Here is an 18077-nt window from a genome sequence, read left to right as displayed (position 1 = left end):
GGGCTCTAAAAAGCTGTCAAGGAAGCCCCCAGGCTTAAACGTATTAATGCGTGCTAATTCTTTCCTTAGAGTCAGACTCGCGTTTTTCATCCTTTGCAACTATCTCCGGAGCCACATCCGGCAAGGGCTCCGGCGCGTATTGCAGCGCAATTTGCAGGACCTCGTCAATCCATTTAACCGGTTTAATCTGCAGATCCTGCTTGATATTGTCAGGAATCTCCTTCAAGTCGCGAACATTCTCTTCAGGAATGATCACGGTCTTGATACCACCACGGTGTGCAGCCAGCAATTTCTCTTTGAGGCCACCAATGGCCAGTACCTGACCACGCAGGGTGATTTCCCCGGTCATGGCGACATCGGCGCGCACCGGAATGCCGGTCAGGGCTGATACCAGTGCCGTGCACATGCCTACGCCTGCGCTAGGGCCGTCTTTCGGGGTCGCCCCTTCCGGCATGTGGATGTGGGTGTCGTGCTTCTCGTGGAAGTCCAGGGGAATCCCCAGGCTCTTGGCGCGGCTGCGCACCACGGTCTGCGCGGCAGTGATGGATTCGACCATCACATCACCCAAGGAACCGGTCTTGATCAGTTGCCCTTTGCCCGGGATAACGGCGGCCTCGATGGTCAGCAATTCGCCGCCCACTTGAGTCCACGCCAGGCCAGTGACCTGACCCACCTGGTCCTGCTGCTCAGCCAGGCCGTAGCGGAATTTACGCACGCCCAGGAAGTGTTCCAGCAGGTCAGCGGTGACCTTCACCGAGAAGCGTTTTTCCAGCGCATGTTCCTTCACGGCCTTGCGGCAGATCTTCGCCAGTTGACGCTCAAGGCCCCGCACACCGGCCTCGCGGGTGTAGAAACGAATGATGTCGCGGATCGCGTCGGCATCAAATTCGATCTCGCCTTTTTTCAGGCCGTTGGCCGCAATCTGCTTGGGCGAGAGGTATTTGACAGCGATGTTGATCTTCTCGTCCTCGGTGTAACCCGGCAGACGAATCACCTCCATCCGGTCAAGCAACGCTGGCGGAATATTCATCGAGTTGGAGGTGCACAGGAACATTACGTCGGACAGGTCGTAGTCGACTTCCAGGTAATGGTCGTTGAAATTGTGGTTCTGCTCAGGATCGAGCACTTCCAGCAAAGCCGATGCCGGATCGCCACGCATGTCGCTGCCCATTTTGTCGATTTCATCGAGCAGGAACAGCGGGTTGCGCACACCCACCTTTGTCATCTTTTGAATCAATCTTCCTGGCATCGAACCGATATAAGTCCGGCGATGACCACGGATTTCCGCTTCATCACGCACGCCACCCAAGGCCATGCGTACGAATTTACGGTTTGTTGCGTGAGCAATCGACTCGGCCAGCGAGGTTTTACCCACGCCAGGAGGACCGACCAGGCACAACACCGGGCCGCGAATCTTCTTCACGCGCTTTTGCACGGCAAGGTATTCGAGGATGCGTTCTTTGACTTCTTCGAGACCGTAGTGATCGGCGTCCAGAATATCTTCGGCGCGAGCCAGGTCCAGGCGCACCTTGGTCTGGGCCTTCCACGGCACCTGCACGAGCCAGTCGATATACGAGCGAACCACGGTGGCTTCGGCCGACATCGGCGACATCTGCTTGAGCTTGTTCAGCTCGGCGGTGGCCTTGGTCAAGGCGTCTTTCGGCAGGCCGGCGGCGTCGATGCGCTTTTTCAGCTCTTCGATTTCGTTATGGCCTTCCTCGCTGTCGCCGAGCTCTTTCTGAATGGCCTTCATCTGCTCATTCAGGTAGTACTCGCGCTGGCTGCGCTCCATTTGCTTTTTGACACGGCCGCGAATGCGCTTCTCAACCTGCAGCAGGTCGATTTCGGCATCCAGCAGCGCCAGGACGTGTTCGACCCTGGCCGACAAATCGATGATTTCGAGAATGTCCTGCTTCTGCTCGATTTTCAGCGCCATGTGCGCGGCCATGGTGTCGACCAGGCGGCTTGGCTCATCAATGCTGTTGAGGGAAGAGAGCACTTCTGCAGGAACTTTCTTGCCCAGCTGCACGTATTGCTCGAACTGGGACAGCAAGCTGCGCACGAACACTTCGGATTCGCGCTCAGGGGCGTCGACTTCGTCGATCAGCGCCACTTCGGCGCGCAGGTGGCCGTCCACTTCCATGAAGCGCTCGACCGCACCGCGCTGCTCACCTTCCACCAGCACCTTGACGGTGCCATCAGGCAGCTTGAGCAGTTGCAGGACCGTTGCAACGGTACCAACGCGATACAGGGCGTCTTCGCCCGGATCATCGTCAGCAGGATTTCTTTGGGCCAACAGCAGGATCTGCTTGTCGCCCGTCATCGCGGCCTCGAGGGCTTCGATAGACTTCTCGCGCCCCACGAACAGCGGGATAACCATGTGCGGATAGACGACGACATCACGCAACGGCAGGAGAGGCAATTCGATGGTTGTCTTCATGATTTCGCCTCTATGACAGATGAAAGTAAGCTTGAAACCAAGATGGGGGCTGCCTGCAAAAAAAACAAGCGTAATGGCATCAGTTAAACGCAGTAAAAACAAAGGGGCCCGTCAAGGCCCCTTTATTTTGTACAGCTCGGCGGCGCAACGCTTACGCGTCTGGCGCAGCCTTGGCAGCCGGCTCACTGTTTTCGTAGATATACAGTGGCTTGGACTTGCCTTCTATAACGCTTTCGTCGATCACCACTTTACTCACCTCGGACTGCGAGGGGATTTCGTACATGGTGTCGAGCAGTACGCCTTCGAGGATCGAGCGCAAACCACGGGCGCCGGTCTTGCGCTCCAGTGCCCGCTTGGCCACCGATTTGAGCGCGTCCGCACGGAACTCGAGGTCCACACCTTCCATCTCGAACAGCTTGGCATATTGCTTGGTCAGGGCGTTTTTCGGCTCGGTGAGGATCTGCATCAACGCAGCCTCATCCAACTCGTCCAACGTCGCCAGCACCGGCAGACGACCAACGAATTCCGGGATCAGACCGAACTTGACCAAATCGTCAGGCTCGACTTCACGCAGGGATTCACCGACTTTCTTGCCTTCTTCCTTGCTGCGTACTTCTGCACTGAAGCCAATGCCACCGCGGGTGGAACGGTTTTGAATAACCTTTTCCAGACCGGAGAACGCACCGCCACAGATGAACAGGATGTTGCGCGTATCAACCTGAAGGAATTCCTGCTGTGGATGCTTGCGACCGCCTTGTGGCGGTACGGAAGCAACAGTACCTTCGATCAGTTTCAACAGCGCTTGCTGCACGCCTTCACCGGAAACGTCCCGGGTGATCGACGGGTTGTCGGATTTGCGCGAAATCTTGTCGATTTCATCGATGTAGACAATGCCCATCTGGGCCTTTTCCACGTCGTAGTCGCATTTCTGCAGCAGCTTCTGAATGATGTTCTCGACGTCTTCACCTACGTAACCGGCCTCGGTAAGAGTGGTTGCGTCGGCGATGGTGAAGGGAACGTTCAGCAGGCGAGCCAGGGTTTCTGCAAGCAGGGTTTTACCCGAACCTGTAGGACCGATCAGCAAGATGTTGCTTTTGCCGAGCTCGACATCGTCACTTTTCTTGTCACGCTGGTTCAGGCGCTTGTAGTGGTTGTACACCGCTACGGCCAGAACCTTCTTTGCACGCTCTTGACCAATCACATACTGATCAAGGATGCCGCTGATTTCTTTAGGCGAAGGCAATTTATGCGCGCTGCTTTCGGCCTGAGCTTCCTGCACCTCCTCACGGATGATGTCATTGCACAGGTCGACGCACTCGTCGCAGATAAAGACCGAGGGGCCGGCAATCAACTTGCGTACTTCATGCTGGCTTTTGCCACAGAAGGAGCAATAGAGCAGCTTGCCGTTGTCCTCGCCGTTGCGGGTGTCAGTCATTCGTTCGATCCAAATCCGATAGGCTTGCAACACAAGATGAAGGCTATTGAGGGCTTTTTCAAGCCCACTGGTGGTCGGACCTGCCGACCAGCCCTATTTTGAGCTGCTTATATTAAGCGGGGCGCTTTTCGATCACTGCGTCGATCAACCCGTATTCACGCGCGGCTTCGGCGCTCATGAAATTGTCACGGTTGGTGTCGCGCTCGATCTCTTCCAGGGTATGCCCGCTATGTTTGGCCATCAGCGTGTTGAGACGCTCACGAATAAAGAGGATTTCCTTGGCATGGATTTCGATGTCCGATGCCTGGCCCTGGAAACCGCCCAGTGGCTGGTGAATCATCACACGCGAGTTCGGCAGGCAGTAACGCTTGCCCTCAGCACCAGCGGTCAGCAGGAAAGCACCCATGCTGCACGCCTGACCGATACAGGTGGTCGATACGTTCGGCTTGATGAACTGCATGGTGTCGTAGATCGACATGCCAGCTGTTACCGAACCGCCCGGGGAGTTGATGTAGAGATGGATGTCCTTGTCCGGGTTTTCCGCTTCAAGGAACAGCAGCTGCGCACAGATCAGGTTGGCCATGTAGTCCTCTACCGGACCAACCAGAAAGATCACTCGCTCCTTGAGCAGGCGCGAGTAGATGTCATAGGCGCGTTCGCCACGAGCAGATTGCTCGACAACCATCGGGACCAGGCCGCCAGCGGCCTGGATATCAGAGTTCTGCTGAATATACGAATTACGGAACATGCTCTGCAGTTACTCCCAAATAGTCATGTCTTGAATACGCATAAGCCAGCGCGAGGCTGGCTTATGGGTGTATTTTCAAACGAGTTGAGCGATCAGTCGGCTTGTGCTGCTTCAGCCGGCTTGACTGCTTCTTCGTAAGAGACCGCTTTATCGGTCACCTTAGCCTTCTGCAGAACAGTATCCACAACTTGCTCTTCCAGCACAACCGAACGCACTTCGTTCAGCTGCTGGTCGTTCTTGTAGTACCAGGACACGACAGCCTCAGGCTCCTGGTAGGCCGAAGCCATTTCCTGGATCATTTCGCGAACGCGGGTTTCGTCTGGCTTGAGGTCGAATTGCTTGACCACTTCAGCCACGATCAGACCCAGTACAACGCGGCGCTTGGCTTGTTCTTCGAACAGCTCGGCAGGCAGTTGGTCAGGCTTGATGTTGCCACCGAACTGCTGAACAGCCTGCACACGCAGACGATCAACTTCGTTGGACAGCAGGGCCTTCGGCACTTCGATCGGGTTGGCGGCCAGCAGACCGTCCATCACCTGGTTCTTGACCTTGGATTTGATGGCCTGACGCAGCTCACGCTCCATGTTCTTGCGAACTTCGGTGCGGAAACCTTCGATGCCGGTTTCCTTGATACCGAACTGGTTGAAGAACTCTTCGTTCAGTTCTGGCAGCTTAGGCTCGGAAACGGTGTTGACAGTCACGGTGAACTCAGCGGCTTTGCCAGCCAGGTCCAGGTTCTGGTAGTCAGCCGGGAAAGTCAGGTTCAGAACGCGCTCTTCGCCGGCTTTGGCGCCAACCAGGCCGTCTTCGAAACCAGGGATCATGCGGTTGGAGCCCAGTACCAGTTGGGTGCCCTTGGCGGAGCCGCCAGCGAATGCTTCGCCGTCAACCTTGCCAACGAAATCGATGTTCAGCTGGTCTTCGTTCTGGGCAGCGCGATCGGCCACTTCAAAACGAGTGTTCTGCTTGCGCAGGATTTCCAGCATGTTGTCCAGATCGGAGTCAGCAACATCAGCGCTCAGGCGCTCGATGGCGATCGAATCGAAACCGGCAACTTCGAATTCAGGGAACACTTCGAAGATTGCAACGTATTCCAGATCCTTGCCTGCTTCCAGGGACTTAGGCTCGATGGAAGGCGAGCCAGCCGGGTTCAGCTTTTGCTCGACAACGGCTTCGTAGAAGGAAGCCTGGATCACGTCACCTACAGCTTCCTGACGTGCATCAGCACCGAAGCGGCGCTTGATTTCGCTCATTGGCACTTTGCCTGGACGGAAACCAGCGATCTTGGCCTTTTGGGCAGTCTGCTGCAGACGCTTGTTGACCTGGGTCTCGATGCGCTCGGCCGGCACGGTGATGCTCATGCGGCGCTCAAGAGCAGAAGTATTTTCAACAGAAACTTGCATGGATATTCCTCGTTGCACAGACGTTAGCTGGCCGTTTCCGACCCCAGAATCAAGGGCATGCATTCTAGTGGGTCAAACTCAAGAAGTCACCCTACTGAAAACGGGTAAAAAAACAGCAGGCAATTTATAGGTACGAATGCACGAGTGCAGCTCGCCCCGGTAGCAAATACATCCCATCACGCCAGGGCTCTGCGCCAACCCTTCTATATATAGAAGCAGCTGCCAATCATCTCCCTGACAACCGACCCTGCGGACAAGGCCAGCGAGCAGTGCGGCATCATCGCGAAACATAAATACGACGAAACGCCCTGCCCTTGCAGCCCAGCACCTGCGACTGCGTTGAAACTCAAACCGCTGAAACAAAAAAGGCGCCAGACTATTAATCTGGCGCCTTTCGAAATATGGGGTGGACGAAGGGGATCGAACCCTCGACAACGGGAGTCACAATCCCGTGCTCTACCAACTGAGCTACGCCCACCATATTGCGTGACCAAAAAGCCCGTCAAAATGGCTATTTGTTGAGCCTCGCGACGACCATCCGGCCTTCACAAAACTTTATTTGGTGCGGATGAAGAGACTCGAACTCTTACACCTTGCGGCGCTGGAACCTAAATCCAGTGTGTCTACCAATTCCACCACATCCGCATGAAGCTCTTAAAGCAAAGGCGCCAGACTGTTAATCTGGCGCCCTTTAAATATGGGGTGGACGAAGGGGATCGAACCCTCGACAACGGGAGTCACAATCCCGTGCTCTACCAACTGAGCTACGCCCACCATATTGCGCTACTTGTGCCAAAGCTGCCTAATGGCGCACCCGGCAGGACTCGAACCTGCGACCATCCGCTTAGAAGGCGGATGCTCTATCCAGCTGAGCTACGGGCGCCTTATTAATCTGTACTCTTGGAGGATTACAAACTAACCAGTGCTAGGCTGTGCCCGACAAGTGCGACGAATAGTATAGATGCACCCGAAACCCGTCAAATCCTTTTTATAAAAAATTCATTTTATTTAAGGGGTTAGGGGAATTTGCAGACCAAGCGCCTTTGCCCTCGCGCCATGGCATGCGAGAATGCGCGCACTTTTCTTCCCCCTCTCGATGGTTAATCACGCGTAATGACTGCACAACTTATCGACGGCAAATCAATCGCCGCCAGCCTGCGCCAGCAGATCGCCAAACGAGTCGCCGAGCGCAGCCAACAAGGCCTGCGCACGCCGGGCCTCGCGGTGATCCTGGTCGGCAGCGATCCTGCCTCTCAGGTTTATGTCTCGCACAAGCGTAAAGACTGTGAAGAGGTCGGCTTTATTTCAAAAGCCTACGACTTGGATTCCGACACCACCCAGCAGGCCCTCACCGACCTGATCGACAGCCTCAACGACGATCCGGCCATCGACGGCATCCTGCTGCAGCTGCCCTTGCCCGAGCACCTGGACGCGTCGAAACTGCTCGAACGCATCCGCCCGGACAAAGACGTCGACGGCTTCCACCCTTATAACGTCGGTCGCCTGGCCCAGCGTATCCCGCTGCTGCGCCCGTGCACCCCGAAGGGCATCATGACCCTGCTGGAAAGCACCGGCGTCGACCTGTATGGCCTGGATGCAGTCGTTGTCGGCGCATCAAACATCGTCGGTCGCCCGATGGCCATGGAACTGCTGCTGGCCGGCTGCACCGTGACCGTCACCCACCGCTTCACCAAGGACCTGGCGGGCCACGTTGGCCGCGCCGACCTGGTGGTAGTCGCCGCCGGCAAGCCGGGCCTGGTCAAGGGTGAGTGGATCAAGGAAGGCGCCATCGTCATCGACGTAGGCATCAACCGCCAGGACGACGGCAAGCTGGTGGGCGACGTGGTGTACGAAACCGCCCTGCCCCGCGCTGGCTGGATCACCCCGGTCCCGGGCGGCGTTGGCCCGATGACCCGTGCCTGCCTGCTGGAAAATACCCTGTACGCAGCCGAAACCCTGCACGGCTAATAACCAGCCGCTCTGAAAAAGCCCTGCCTTATCGCAGGGCTTTTTATTGGCCGGATAAAAAGTATTTTTTTCTTTGTTTTTAAGGGCTTTCATCTGTTTTCAGAAGAACATTCGACAGTTTCTGATCCATACTCCTAAAATGTAACGGCATTTATCAGAAAGTCCGTGCAGAACGGTATATTCCTACTTTTTTAGCGAGTTCATCCGCGTGAAAATTCATCTTTCCATCATCAGCCTATTTTTTGCATTTACAGGCACCTTCGCGAGCGCCAGTGAAACCACCATGGCCCCCCGCGACATGTCCACCCTGCACATCGCTTCCGGCAGTGCGATGGTGGTAGACCTGCAGACCAACAAAGTCATCTATGCCAGCAACCCGGATGTCATCGTGCCGATCGCCTCAGTGAGCAAACTGATGACCGGCCTGATCGTGCTGGAAGCCAAGCAAAACATGGACGAGTACATCGACATCAACATCAAGGACACGCCAGAGATGAAAGGCGTGTTCTCCCGGGTCAAGATCGGCAGCGAGATGCCGCGTAAAGAGATGTTGCTGATTGCCCTGATGTCCTCGGAAAACCGCGCCGCCGCCAGCCTGGCCCACCACTACCCGGGCGGCTACCCGGCCTTTATCGCGGCGATGAACGCCAAGGCCAAGGCGCTGGGCATGACCAGCACCCACTATGTAGAGCCCACCGGCCTGTCGATCCACAACGTGTCCACCGCCCGTGACTTGAGCAAACTGCTGGCCGCTGCACGCAAGTACCCGATGCTCAGCCAGTTGAGTACCACCAAGGAAAAGACCGTCTCGTTCCGCAAACCCAACTACACCCTGGGTTTCTCCAACACTGACCACCTGATCAACCGCGCCAACTGGGACATCAAGCTGACCAAGACTGGCTTCACCAACCAGGCCGGCCACTGCCTGGTGCTGGTGACCAGCATGGGCAATCGCCCGGTGTCGCTGGTGATCCTCGATGCCTTCGGCAAATTCACCCACTTTGCCGATGCCGGGCGCATCCGCAGCTGGGTCGAAACCGGCAAGAGCGGCTCGGTGCCAGACGTCGCATTGCGCTACAAGGCTGACAAAAACCTGAAGAACCGTCCACGGGCGAATGTTCAGGTCACCGAATCCCGCTGATTGGTAAACACACACATAAAAAACGGCGCCCTTGAGCGCCGTTTTTTTAGTTGGCCTGACTGGCCAGTGTCTTGACCGCCTGGGCCGCGGCCTGTTCCTGGCCCGCCTGGGCCGTGGCGCTGGCAGCCTGCTGCCAGCGCTGGGCGTCGACCTTGACCGGCAACTGGGTGGGCCGCTGAATCAGTACCGCCCACTTGCCGCCGTCTTTCCACGCCGACTCAAACGCGCTGAAATCCATCGGCATGCGTCGCGCCAAGCCTGAACGCAGCAACACCATGCTCTTCTGCTTGTTGTACCCCACCACCACCACATACCGCGGCCCGGCCCAGAAGGTCGAGCCCTGGGTGATACGCGCCATCACCGGGTACCCGGCCGCGACCTGTGCCAGCAGCGCCGGCAACTGATCTTCCAGCGGGTACACCAACATCCCGTATTCACGGGCCAGCACCTGCATGTTGCGCTCAAGGTCCGCTTCAGCACCCGGCAAATGCAGTGGCTTATCCAATAACCCCGGTGTAATCACAATGCCTTGTTGGGACAGCATGCTGGCCAGAGCGGCTGGGCCACCGAGGTAAGTCTCGCCGCGAAACGCCGGCACGCCCTTGAGTTCGACGCTCTCCGGCAGGCCCGGGATGCTCGTGGGTTTTGGATGCGAGGTGCAGGCCGCCAGCCCCATGAAACAGGCTGCGACCCACCAGGAGGTTTTAATGTTCGAGGGAAACCGCAACTTCTTCACTCACTTGATCAACTGCCGACGTGGGCCCTGATCATAGGACGCTCCGGGGCGCGGGTATAGCCTTGTGCCGCAGTAAAAGGCCCGCCATAGAGCAAACAAGTTGGACGCACACGACCATTGGTCAATAGCAGGCAACCTGCGGATAGCTAGACTGTCCATTGACAAGACAGTGTGTGCCCGGTACCGGGCGAAAGGAGGCACTTATGAGCCTGACAACAACGATTCTGCTTTTGATCTGTGGCTGGTTGGCCGTCGCCGCCGCCATGCTTTGGGGCGTTATGCGCGTGACCCGCCGGCACCATCACCCACAGGTAAAACCCGCAGCACCCGGCAAGCTGCACAAACCCGCCGGGCACCACGCCTGACGCCTTAGCCAGGCATGCAACTGAAGTCATCGGTCTGCGCCAATTCCTTGCCGTGGCTATCCTTCAACTCGGCACGCACCGTCGTACCCAGGCTGGATTCCACCAGGGTGTAATGCTCGCCGGCCTTGAAGTTGCCGTAGGTCACATGCCCGCGACAATCCTGCTGGTTATCATCCCCCGCCTCTTCTTCAAACAAGGTGACATCCAGGCGATGCGCGCCGGGTTTCACTTCGAAGTAGCGGCCATCATTAATGTTTTTACCGTCTACCCGCTCGGCCATCAGGTCGTTGGGCGCCTCCTCTTGCAGGCCGATCCAGGCTTCGCTCGGGTCCGCCTTAGGCATCGGGCCGGCACATGCCGACAACAGCAGGACCGCACTCAAGGCCGGGATCAACAACAAGGGTTTAAGAGACATGGCAGAACTCCAAATGGATAAAGAGTGAACAGGCGAAACAGCTCCCGTTCGATCGGTATCCAGCTTGGTACTGTCACCATTGTTGAACAAATGAATACATATGAAAGGATCTTCAGCCGTTAACTAAATCTTCCTTCACCTGGCTGAAAGGTGCGTGTTAGGTGGGTCGGGCAAGACTGCCGGGGTTTGCAATCCCACTCCTTTGGAGGTTACGGCATGCTCGGGCTGGTAAAGACCGCACTGCTCAAGCCCTACACGTTTATCGTGCTGGCAATATTCATCTGCATCATTGGGCCCATGGCGGCCTTGCGTACCCCCACTGACGTATTTCCCGATATTGGCATCCCCGTCGTCGCGGTGGTGTGGCAGTACAACGGCCTGTCTCCGGACGCCATGGCCGGTCGGGTGATCTACACCTACGAACGCTCTCTGAGTACCACCGTCAACGACATCGAACACATTGAATCGCAGTCGTTACCCGGCATGGGCATCGTGAAGATTTTCTTCCAGCCCGGCGTGGATATCCGCACCGCCAACGCCCAGGTAACAGCGGTGTCACAAACCGTGCTCAAGCAGATGCCACCGGGCATCACCCCACCACTGATCCTCAACTACAGCGCCTCCACGGTGCCGATCCTGCAGATGGCGTTCTCCAGCCCCAGCCTGTCGGAAGCGAAAATCCGCGACCTGGTGCAGAACAATATCCGCCTGCCCCTGAGTGCCCTGCCCGGCCTGGCCATGCCCACGCCGATGGGCGGCAAGCAACGCCAGATCACCCTCGACCTCGACCCGCAGGCGCTGGCCGCCAAAGGCCTCTCGGCACAGGACGTGGGCAACGCCCTGGCCCTGCAAAACCAGATTATCCCGGTGGGTACCGCCAAACTCGGCCCCAACGAATACACGATCTTGCTCAACAACAGCCCCAAGGCGATTGATGAGCTCAACGACCTGCCGATCAAGACGGTCGACGGCGCGATCATTACCATCGGCCAGGTGGCCCACGTGCGTGACGGCTCGCCGCCGCAGACCAACATCGTGCGCGTCGACGGCCACCGTGCGGTGCTGATGCCGGCCCTGAAAAACGGCAGCATCTCCACCCTGTCGATCATCGACGGCATCCGCCAGATGCTGCCGCGCATCAATGAAACCCTGCCGCCGTCGCTGAAGACCTCGCTGCTCGGCGACGCCTCGGTGTTCGTCAAACAGTCGGTGGGCAGCGTGGCCCAGGAAGGCATCATCGCCGCCTTGCTGACCAGTGCGATGATCCTGCTGTTCCTCGGCAGCTGGCGCTCGACCCTCATCATCGCCGCCTCGATTCCCCTGGCGGTGCTCTCGGCCATCGCACTGTTGGCGGCCACCGGGCAAACCCTCAACGTCATGACCCTCGGCGGGCTGGCGTTGGCGGTGGGGATCCTGGTGGACGACGCCACGGTGACCATCGAGAACATCAACTGGCACCTGGAGCAAGGCAAGGCGGTGAAGGACGCGATCCTCGACGGCGCCAAGCAAATCGTCGGCCCGGCATTCGTGTCCCTGCTGTGTATCTGCATCGTGTTTGTGCCGATGTTCATGCTCCAAGGCATCGCCGGCTATCTGTTCCGCCCGATGGCGTTGGCGGTGATTTTCGCCATGGCCAGCTCGTTCATTCTGTCGCGAACGCTGGTGCCGACCCTGGCGATGTTCCTGCTCAAGCCACACGTACCGGAGCAAGGCCAGGGCCATCACCCGGAAGACGAATTCATCAACCATCACGAGGGCGACCAGCACCAACCCCAGCGCAACGCCGTACTGCAATCAGTGCTGAATTTCCAGCAGGGTTTCGAGCGTCACTTCTCCAACGTGCGCGACGTTTACCACAGCCTGCTGACCCTTGCCCTGGGTGCACGCAAGCGATTCATCGTGGGTTTTCTGGCGTGCATCCTCGCCTCGTTCCTGCTGCTGCCAAGCCTGGGCCAGGACTTCTTCCCGGCCACCGACGCCGGGGCCATGGCCCTGCACGTGCGCTTGCCGTTGGGCACGCGGATCGAAGAAAGCGCCGCCGCGTTTGACCGGATCGAAGCGCGGATTCGCGAGATCGTTCCGGCCGATGAACTCGACACCATCGTCGACAACATCGGCATCCCGCTGAGCGGCATCGACATGGCCTACAGCAGCAGCGGCACCATCGGCCCACAGGACGGTGATATCCAGGTCACCCTGAAAAAATACCACGCGCCGACCGCCGACTACGTGAAAAAACTGCGTGAAGCCCTGCCCGAAAGTTTCCCCGGCAGCCAGTTCGCCTTCCTGCCGGCGGACATCAGCAGCCAGATCCTCAACTTCGGTTCACCGGCCCCGCTGGACGTGAAAATCTCCGGGCGCAGCGATGAAGAAAACCGCGCCTACGCCGTGGAACTGGAACGTCGCCTGAAACACGTACCGGGCATTGCCGACCTGCGTATCCAGCAGTCCACCGGCTACCCGTCTCTGCAAGTCAACGTGGACCGGATGCGCGCCAACGGCCTGGGCATCACCGAGCGTGACGTGACCAACAGCATGGTTGCGTCCCTGGCCGGCAGCTCGCAAACCGCGCCGACGTTCTGGCTGAACCCGGCCAACGGCGTGTCGTATTCAATCGTGGCTGCAACCCCGCAGTACCGCCTCGACAGCCTGCCGTCCCTGGAAGCGCTGCCGGTGACCGGTGCCGATGGCCAGTCGCAAATCCTCGGCGGCGTAGCGACCATCTCTCGCGTGCAAAGCCCGGCGGTGGTCACCCACTACAACATCGAACCGACCCTGGACCTGTACGCCAACGTGCAAGGCCGCGACCTCGGCGGCGTCGCCAGCGATGTGCAAAAAGTGCTGAATGACATGGCCCCGATGCGTCCCAAAGGCGCGACCATCAGCCTGCACGGGCAGATCGATGCGCTGCATGAAGCGTTCAACGGCTTGAGCTTCGGCCTGCTCGGCGCGGTGGTGCTGATCTACCTGCTGATCGTGGTCAACTTCCAGTCCTGGACCGACCCGTTCGTGATCATCACCGCGCTGCCGGCGGCCCTCGCGGGGATCGTGTGGATGCTGTTCCTCAGCGGCACCTCGTTGTCGGTGCCCGCACTCACGGGGGCCATCCTCTGTATGGGCGTGGCCACCGCCAACTCGATCCTGGTGGTGAGCTTCTGTCGAGAGCGCCTGGCCGAACACGGCGATGCACTCAAGGCCGCATTGGAAGCCGGCTACACCCGTTTCCGCCCGGTCTGCATGACCGCTCTGGCGATGATCATCGGCATGTTGCCGCTGGCCTTGTCCGAAGAACAAAACGCGCCGCTGGGACGTGCCGTGATCGGCGGCCTGATCCTCGCCACCACTGCCACTTTGCTGTTTGTACCCGTGGTCTTCAGTTTGGTCCACGGTCGTCACCCTACTCGCGCTGCTGCTGGAGAAACCCCACATGTCGTCTGATCACAAACCCTCGCGCAAGCGTCTGATGCTCATGGGTGTCGGCGGCCTGACACTGGCTGCCCTGTTGGTCGCCAACGGCCTGCACGCCCGTACGATGCATGAAAAATCCGTCACCGCCTGGACCGAAACCGCCGCCGTGCCGCAGGTGCTGGTGTTCCAGCCAAAGCAGAACGCGGCCGGCGACACCCTGCGCCTGCCTGCGCACCTGGAAGCCTGGAGCAAGGCACCGATTCATGCGCGGGTCAGCGGTTACTTGAAAGACTGGAAAGTCGACATCGGCAGCCAGGTCAAGGCCGGGCAAATCCTCGCCGAGATCGACAGCCCCGACCTCGACCAGCAAGTAGCACAAACCCACGCGCGCATGGTGCAGGAACAGGCCAACGCACGCCTGGCGGAGACCACCGCCACCCGCTGGAAAAACCTGCTGGACAGCCATTCGGTATCGCGCCAGGAGGCCGATGAAAAAACCTCCAACGCCCTGGCAGCCAAGGCTAACGCCCAGGCCGCCGAGGCCGACTATGCGCGGCTCTCGGCGCTGGAAGACTACAAGACCATTCGCGCGCCATTCGCCGGTGTGATCACCGCGCGCAACACCGACATCGGACAGTTGATCAAGGCCGACAGCGACAGCGATCCCGAGCTGTTCGACATCGCCGACACCCACCAACTGCGCCTCTACGTGCCGGTGCCGCAGAACTATGCGGCGGTGATTCATCCCGGGTTGGCCGCCCAACTGACGGTACCCGAGCACCCCGGCGAACACTTCAGCGCGAAGCTGATGGGCGACTCCACCGCCATCGACCGCCGCTCCGGCACCCTGCTCGCGCAGTTCGTGGCCGACAATCCGGACGGCAAGTTGCTGCCCGGCGACTACGCAGAAGCCACCCTGGCGATTCCGGCAGATACCCATGGCGTGAGCATCCCGGCCAGCGCCCTGATCTTCCGCGCCCAAGGTACCCAGGTCGCGGTACTGGACGCCAAGAACCACGTGCACCTGCAAGACATCCACATCGGCCTCGACCTCGGCGAGCGCCTGGTGATTGACCAGGGCCTGAAACCCGCCGACCGCGTAGTCGACAACCCACCCGACGCCCTGCGCGAAGGCGACGCCGTGCAGCTGGCCGACGCCGGAGGTGCCCATGCGCCCAAGGCTTAAACCCCTCGCGGCCTTGGTGTTGCTGGCGCTGCACGGTTGCTCGCTGGCGCCCACCTACAAGGCGCCAACCCTTGACCTGCCGGCCAAGTACCGCGAACAGACCAGCGATGGCCCGTGGCACAGCGCGCAACCGTCCGACCAACTGGCGCCGAAGTGGTGGCAGCTTTACCAGGACCAGCGCTTGAACGATCTGCAGGAACAACTGCTCAAGGCCAACCCGGACCTGGCGGCGGCGCTGGCGCATTTCGATGCGTCCCAGGCGTATGCCAGCCAGTTGCATGCCGGTTTGTTCCCGCAAATCACCGCCAGCGCACAGCCGTTGCGTCAGCGCCAATCGGATTCTCGGCCGCTGCGGGGCGATACCCAGCCTTCGGTGTACAACAGCAACACGGCGGGGTTTGCGCTGAGTTTTGATCTGGACCTGTGGGGCAAAATCCGCAACCAAGTGGCGGCTGGCGATGCACAGGCCCAAGCCTCCGGGGATGATTTGGCGGTGGCACGCCTGAGCCTGCAGCATCAGTTGGCGACGCTGTACGTGCAGCTCAACGGCCTGGATGCCCAGAGCCGGATTCTCAGCAGCTCGCTGGATGATTTTGGCCAGGCACTGAAACTGACGCGCAGCCGGTACGAAGGCCAGATCGCCTCGGAACTGGACCTGACCCGGGCGCAGAATCAGCTGGCTGAAGCCGAGGCGCAGCTTGACGATGTACGCGGTCAACGCAATCTCACCGAGCATGCGATTGGGGAGTTGGTGGGTGTGTCGGCCAGTGAATTCCAGCTGCCGCCGAGCCAGCAATTGATCGCCTTGCCGGGAATTCCCCAACAGCTGCCGAGCCATTTGCTGCAACGTCGACCAGATATTGCAGCAGCGGAGCGGCGGGTGTTTGCAGCCAACGCGAATATCGGCGTGGCCAAGGCGGCGTGGTACCCGGATTTCAGTTTGACCGGCTTGATTGGCGGGCAGACCCAAGGTGTGGGCAACTTGTTCTCCGCCGCCAATCGGTACTGGGCGCTGGGGCCGCTGGTGAATCTGCCGATCTTTGATGGCGGCCGGCTGAGCGCCAATGAGCGCCAGGCCAAGGCGGAGTTTGAAGAGGCTTCGGCGCACTATCGCAGCCAGGTGTTAAGAGCCGTGCGTGAGGTGGAAGACAACCTTGGGCAACTGCGTGATTTGCAGCAGGAAGCAATGGATGAACAAGCCGCCGCAAATGCTGCGGAGCACACCCAGGCGCTGGCGATGAACAGTTATCAGGCGGGGGCTGTGAGTTACCTGGATGTGGTGACGGCACAGACCGCAGCGTTGCAGGCACAGCGCACATTGCAAGCGGTGCAGACGCGGCAGTTGCAGGCAAGTGTGGGGTTGGTGACGGCGCTGGGCGGAGGCTGGAAGCCCGACGCCTGATACCTGTCTCAAGAACGACAGTGATCAACTGTGGGAGCGGGCTTGCTCGCGAAGGCGGTGGGTCAGCACCGGATATGCTGGCTGACACACCGCCTTCGCGAGCAAGCCCGCTCCCACATTTTATCGCAGTGACTGGACGTACTCAGGCAGCCAGTTTGCCGCTGGCAATCGCCACCGACGCCGCCACCATCGCCCTCAGCAACACCGCACACCCCGCCGCCAGATCATCCGGCGCGGCATTCTCGATTTCGTTATGACTGATGCCGCCTTCACACGGTACAAAGATCATCCCCGCCGGCCCCAGCTCCGCGACGAAAATCGCGTCATGCCCTGCCCCGCTCACAATGTCCATGTTCGACAGGCCCAGTCCATTGGCGGCATCACGCACGGCATCCACGCAGCCTTTGTCGAAGTACAGCGGCGGGAAGTCAGCGGTGGGTGTCATCTCAAACGTGAGGCCGTGCTTGGCGCAGGTCTCGTCGATCACCTTGCGCACTTGGGCAATCATTGAATCCAGTCGTGCCGGTTCCAGATGACGGAAATCCAGGGTCATGCGCACTTCGCCAGGAATGACGTTGCGTGAACCGGGATACGCTTGCAGGCAACCGACGGTGCCGCAGGCGTGAGGCTGATGACCCAACGCAGCCGCATTGACAGCGGCGACCACAGCAGCGGCACCTACCAATGCGTCTTTGCGCAGGTGCATGGGCGTTGGGCCGGCGTGCGCCTCAACTCCGCGCAATTTCAGGTCGAACCATTTCTGGCCAAGGGCGCCCAGCACCACACCGATGGTTTTCTTTTCATCCTCAAGAATCGGGCCTTGCTCGATATGCGCTTCGAAATATGCACCTACCTTGTGCCCGCTCACGGGACGTGATCCGGCATAACCAATAGCATTCAGCGCATCGCCCACGGTCACGCCGTCGGCATCCGTCTTGGCCAGCGTATCGGCCAGGGTGAATTTCTCGGCAAACACCCCGGACCCCATCATGCATGGCGGAAAGCGCGAGCCTTCTTCGTTGGTCCACACCACCACTTCCAGCGGTGCTTCGGTTTCCACTTTCAGGTCATTGAGGGTTCGCAGCACTTCCACCCCCGCCAACACCCCAAAACAACCATCAAACTTGCCGCCGGTGGGTTGGGTGTCGATATGGCTGCCGGTCATCACCGGCGGCAACTTGGGATTGCATCCCGGCCGACGGGCGAAGATATTGCCGACGCCATCGACGGTCACGGTACAGCCCGCCTCCTCGCACCACTTCACAAACAGGTCGCGGGCCTGGCGATCGAGGTCGGTCAGGGCCAGGCGGCAGACGCCGCCCTTGGGCGTGGCGCCGAGCTTGGCGAGTTCCATCAGGGACAGCCACAGACGATCGCGGTTGATGTGCTGATGGGTGGATTGCAGAACGTCTACGGCAGCGTTCATGGGG

The 18077-nt window shown here is 59.3% G+C and carries 13 protein-coding genes and 4 tRNA genes; 6 read left to right on the top strand and 11 right to left on the bottom strand.

All coding sequences use genetic code 11. The features are described 5' to 3' along the window. Positions 1-43: 43 nt before the first annotated feature. From lon to BLU46_RS27110, 8 genes are all read right to left on the bottom strand, one after another. Positions 44-2440 (bottom strand): endopeptidase La, encoded by a 2397-nt coding sequence (lon, locus tag BLU46_RS27145; RefSeq protein WP_063028604.1) that lies wholly within the window; start codon positions 2438-2440, stop codon positions 44-46. A gap of 151 nt (positions 2441-2591) precedes the next feature. Beyond that, entirely contained in the window at positions 2592-3875 is a 1284-nt protein-coding gene (gene clpX / locus BLU46_RS27140) for an ATP-dependent Clp protease ATP-binding subunit ClpX (protein ID WP_003207856.1), read from the bottom strand. Positions 3876-3987: 112 nt separating this feature from the next. Beyond that, the gene (gene clpP / locus BLU46_RS27135; protein WP_003174822.1) at positions 3988-4623 is read right to left on the bottom strand and encodes an ATP-dependent Clp endopeptidase proteolytic subunit ClpP; all 636 of its coding nucleotides are present in this window, start codon (positions 4621-4623) and stop codon (positions 3988-3990) included. A gap of 92 nt (positions 4624-4715) precedes the next feature. Next, entirely contained in the window at positions 4716-6026 is a 1311-nt protein-coding gene (gene tig, locus BLU46_RS27130; protein ID WP_008431940.1) for a trigger factor, read from the bottom strand. Positions 6027-6428: 402 nt separating this feature from the next. Next, positions 6429-6504, bottom strand: a tRNA-His gene (locus BLU46_RS27125). 82 nt (positions 6505-6586) lie between these two features. After that, a tRNA-Leu gene (locus BLU46_RS27120) sits at positions 6587-6671 on the bottom strand. Positions 6672-6724: 53 nt separating this feature from the next. Beyond that, positions 6725-6800, bottom strand: a tRNA-His gene (locus BLU46_RS27115). Between the two features lie 32 nt (positions 6801-6832). Beyond that, positions 6833-6909: transfer RNA gene (locus tag BLU46_RS27110), tRNA-Arg, on the bottom strand. Between the two features lie 230 nt (positions 6910-7139). On the opposite strand from BLU46_RS27110, the gene folD reads away from it, so the two are divergent. Together folD and pbpG are read left to right on the top strand one after the other, a co-directional pair. Beyond that, entirely contained in the window at positions 7140-7994 is an 855-nt protein-coding gene (gene folD / locus BLU46_RS27105; RefSeq protein ID WP_063028602.1) for a bifunctional methylenetetrahydrofolate dehydrogenase/methenyltetrahydrofolate cyclohydrolase FolD, read from the top strand. Positions 7995-8202: 208 nt separating this feature from the next. Next, positions 8203-9135 (top strand): D-alanyl-D-alanine endopeptidase, encoded by a 933-nt coding sequence (pbpG, locus tag BLU46_RS27100; protein WP_093207988.1) that lies wholly within the window; start codon positions 8203-8205, stop codon positions 9133-9135. Positions 9136-9181: 46 nt separating this feature from the next. Here pbpG and BLU46_RS27095 read toward each other — a convergent pair whose 3' ends face one another. Continuing rightward, complete coding sequence (locus tag BLU46_RS27095) at positions 9182-9811, bottom strand: peptidase C39 family protein (RefSeq protein WP_093207986.1); 630 nt, start codon at positions 9809-9811, stop codon at positions 9182-9184. Between the two features lie 263 nt (positions 9812-10074). Between BLU46_RS27095 and BLU46_RS33095 the strand changes: the two genes are divergently transcribed. Then, complete coding sequence (locus BLU46_RS33095) at positions 10075-10236, top strand: hypothetical protein (RefSeq protein ID WP_010166825.1); 162 nt, start codon at positions 10075-10077, stop codon at positions 10234-10236. A gap of 4 nt (positions 10237-10240) precedes the next feature. Here the strand turns inward: BLU46_RS33095 and BLU46_RS27090 are convergent, their stop codons facing one another. Next, positions 10241-10651 carry a PA0061/PA0062 family lipoprotein gene (locus tag BLU46_RS27090; RefSeq protein WP_017476929.1) on the bottom strand — a complete coding sequence of 137 codons (411 nt, stop codon included), beginning with the start codon at positions 10649-10651 and terminating at the stop codon, positions 10241-10243. Between the two features lie 216 nt (positions 10652-10867). On the opposite strand from BLU46_RS27090, the gene BLU46_RS27085 reads away from it, so the two are divergent. Genes BLU46_RS27085 through BLU46_RS27075 form a run of 3 tightly spaced genes read left to right on the top strand, consistent with a single transcriptional unit; the run spans position 10868 to position 16647 of the window. Then, positions 10868-14089 (top strand): efflux RND transporter permease subunit, encoded by a 3222-nt coding sequence (locus tag BLU46_RS27085; protein WP_093207984.1) that lies wholly within the window; start codon positions 10868-10870, stop codon positions 14087-14089. After that, on the top strand, positions 14079-15245 hold the full coding sequence (locus BLU46_RS27080) for an efflux RND transporter periplasmic adaptor subunit (protein ID WP_093207981.1): 1167 nt from the start codon (positions 14079-14081) through the stop codon (positions 15243-15245). The genes BLU46_RS27085 and BLU46_RS27080 overlap by 11 nt, the downstream gene beginning before the upstream one ends. Further along, positions 15229-16647: an efflux transporter outer membrane subunit gene (locus BLU46_RS27075; protein ID WP_093207978.1), complete on the top strand. Its 1419-nt coding sequence runs from the start codon at positions 15229-15231 to the stop codon at positions 16645-16647. Before BLU46_RS27080 ends, BLU46_RS27075 begins: the two co-directional genes overlap by 17 nt. 142 nt (positions 16648-16789) lie before the next feature. Here the strand turns inward: BLU46_RS27075 and BLU46_RS27070 are convergent, their stop codons facing one another. Next, positions 16790-18073, bottom strand: a complete 1284-nt coding sequence (locus tag BLU46_RS27070; protein WP_093207975.1) for a Zn-dependent hydrolase — start codon at positions 18071-18073, stop codon at positions 16790-16792. Positions 18074-18077: the final 4 nt, after the last annotated feature.

Origin of the sequence: Pseudomonas yamanorum, assembly GCF_900105735.1 — a bacterium.
GTDB lineage: Bacteria > Pseudomonadota > Gammaproteobacteria > Pseudomonadales > Pseudomonadaceae > Aquipseudomonas > Aquipseudomonas yamanorum.
The sequence above is the reverse complement of the archived record's forward strand: the minus strand, read 5'-3'. Positions and strand labels throughout refer to the sequence as shown.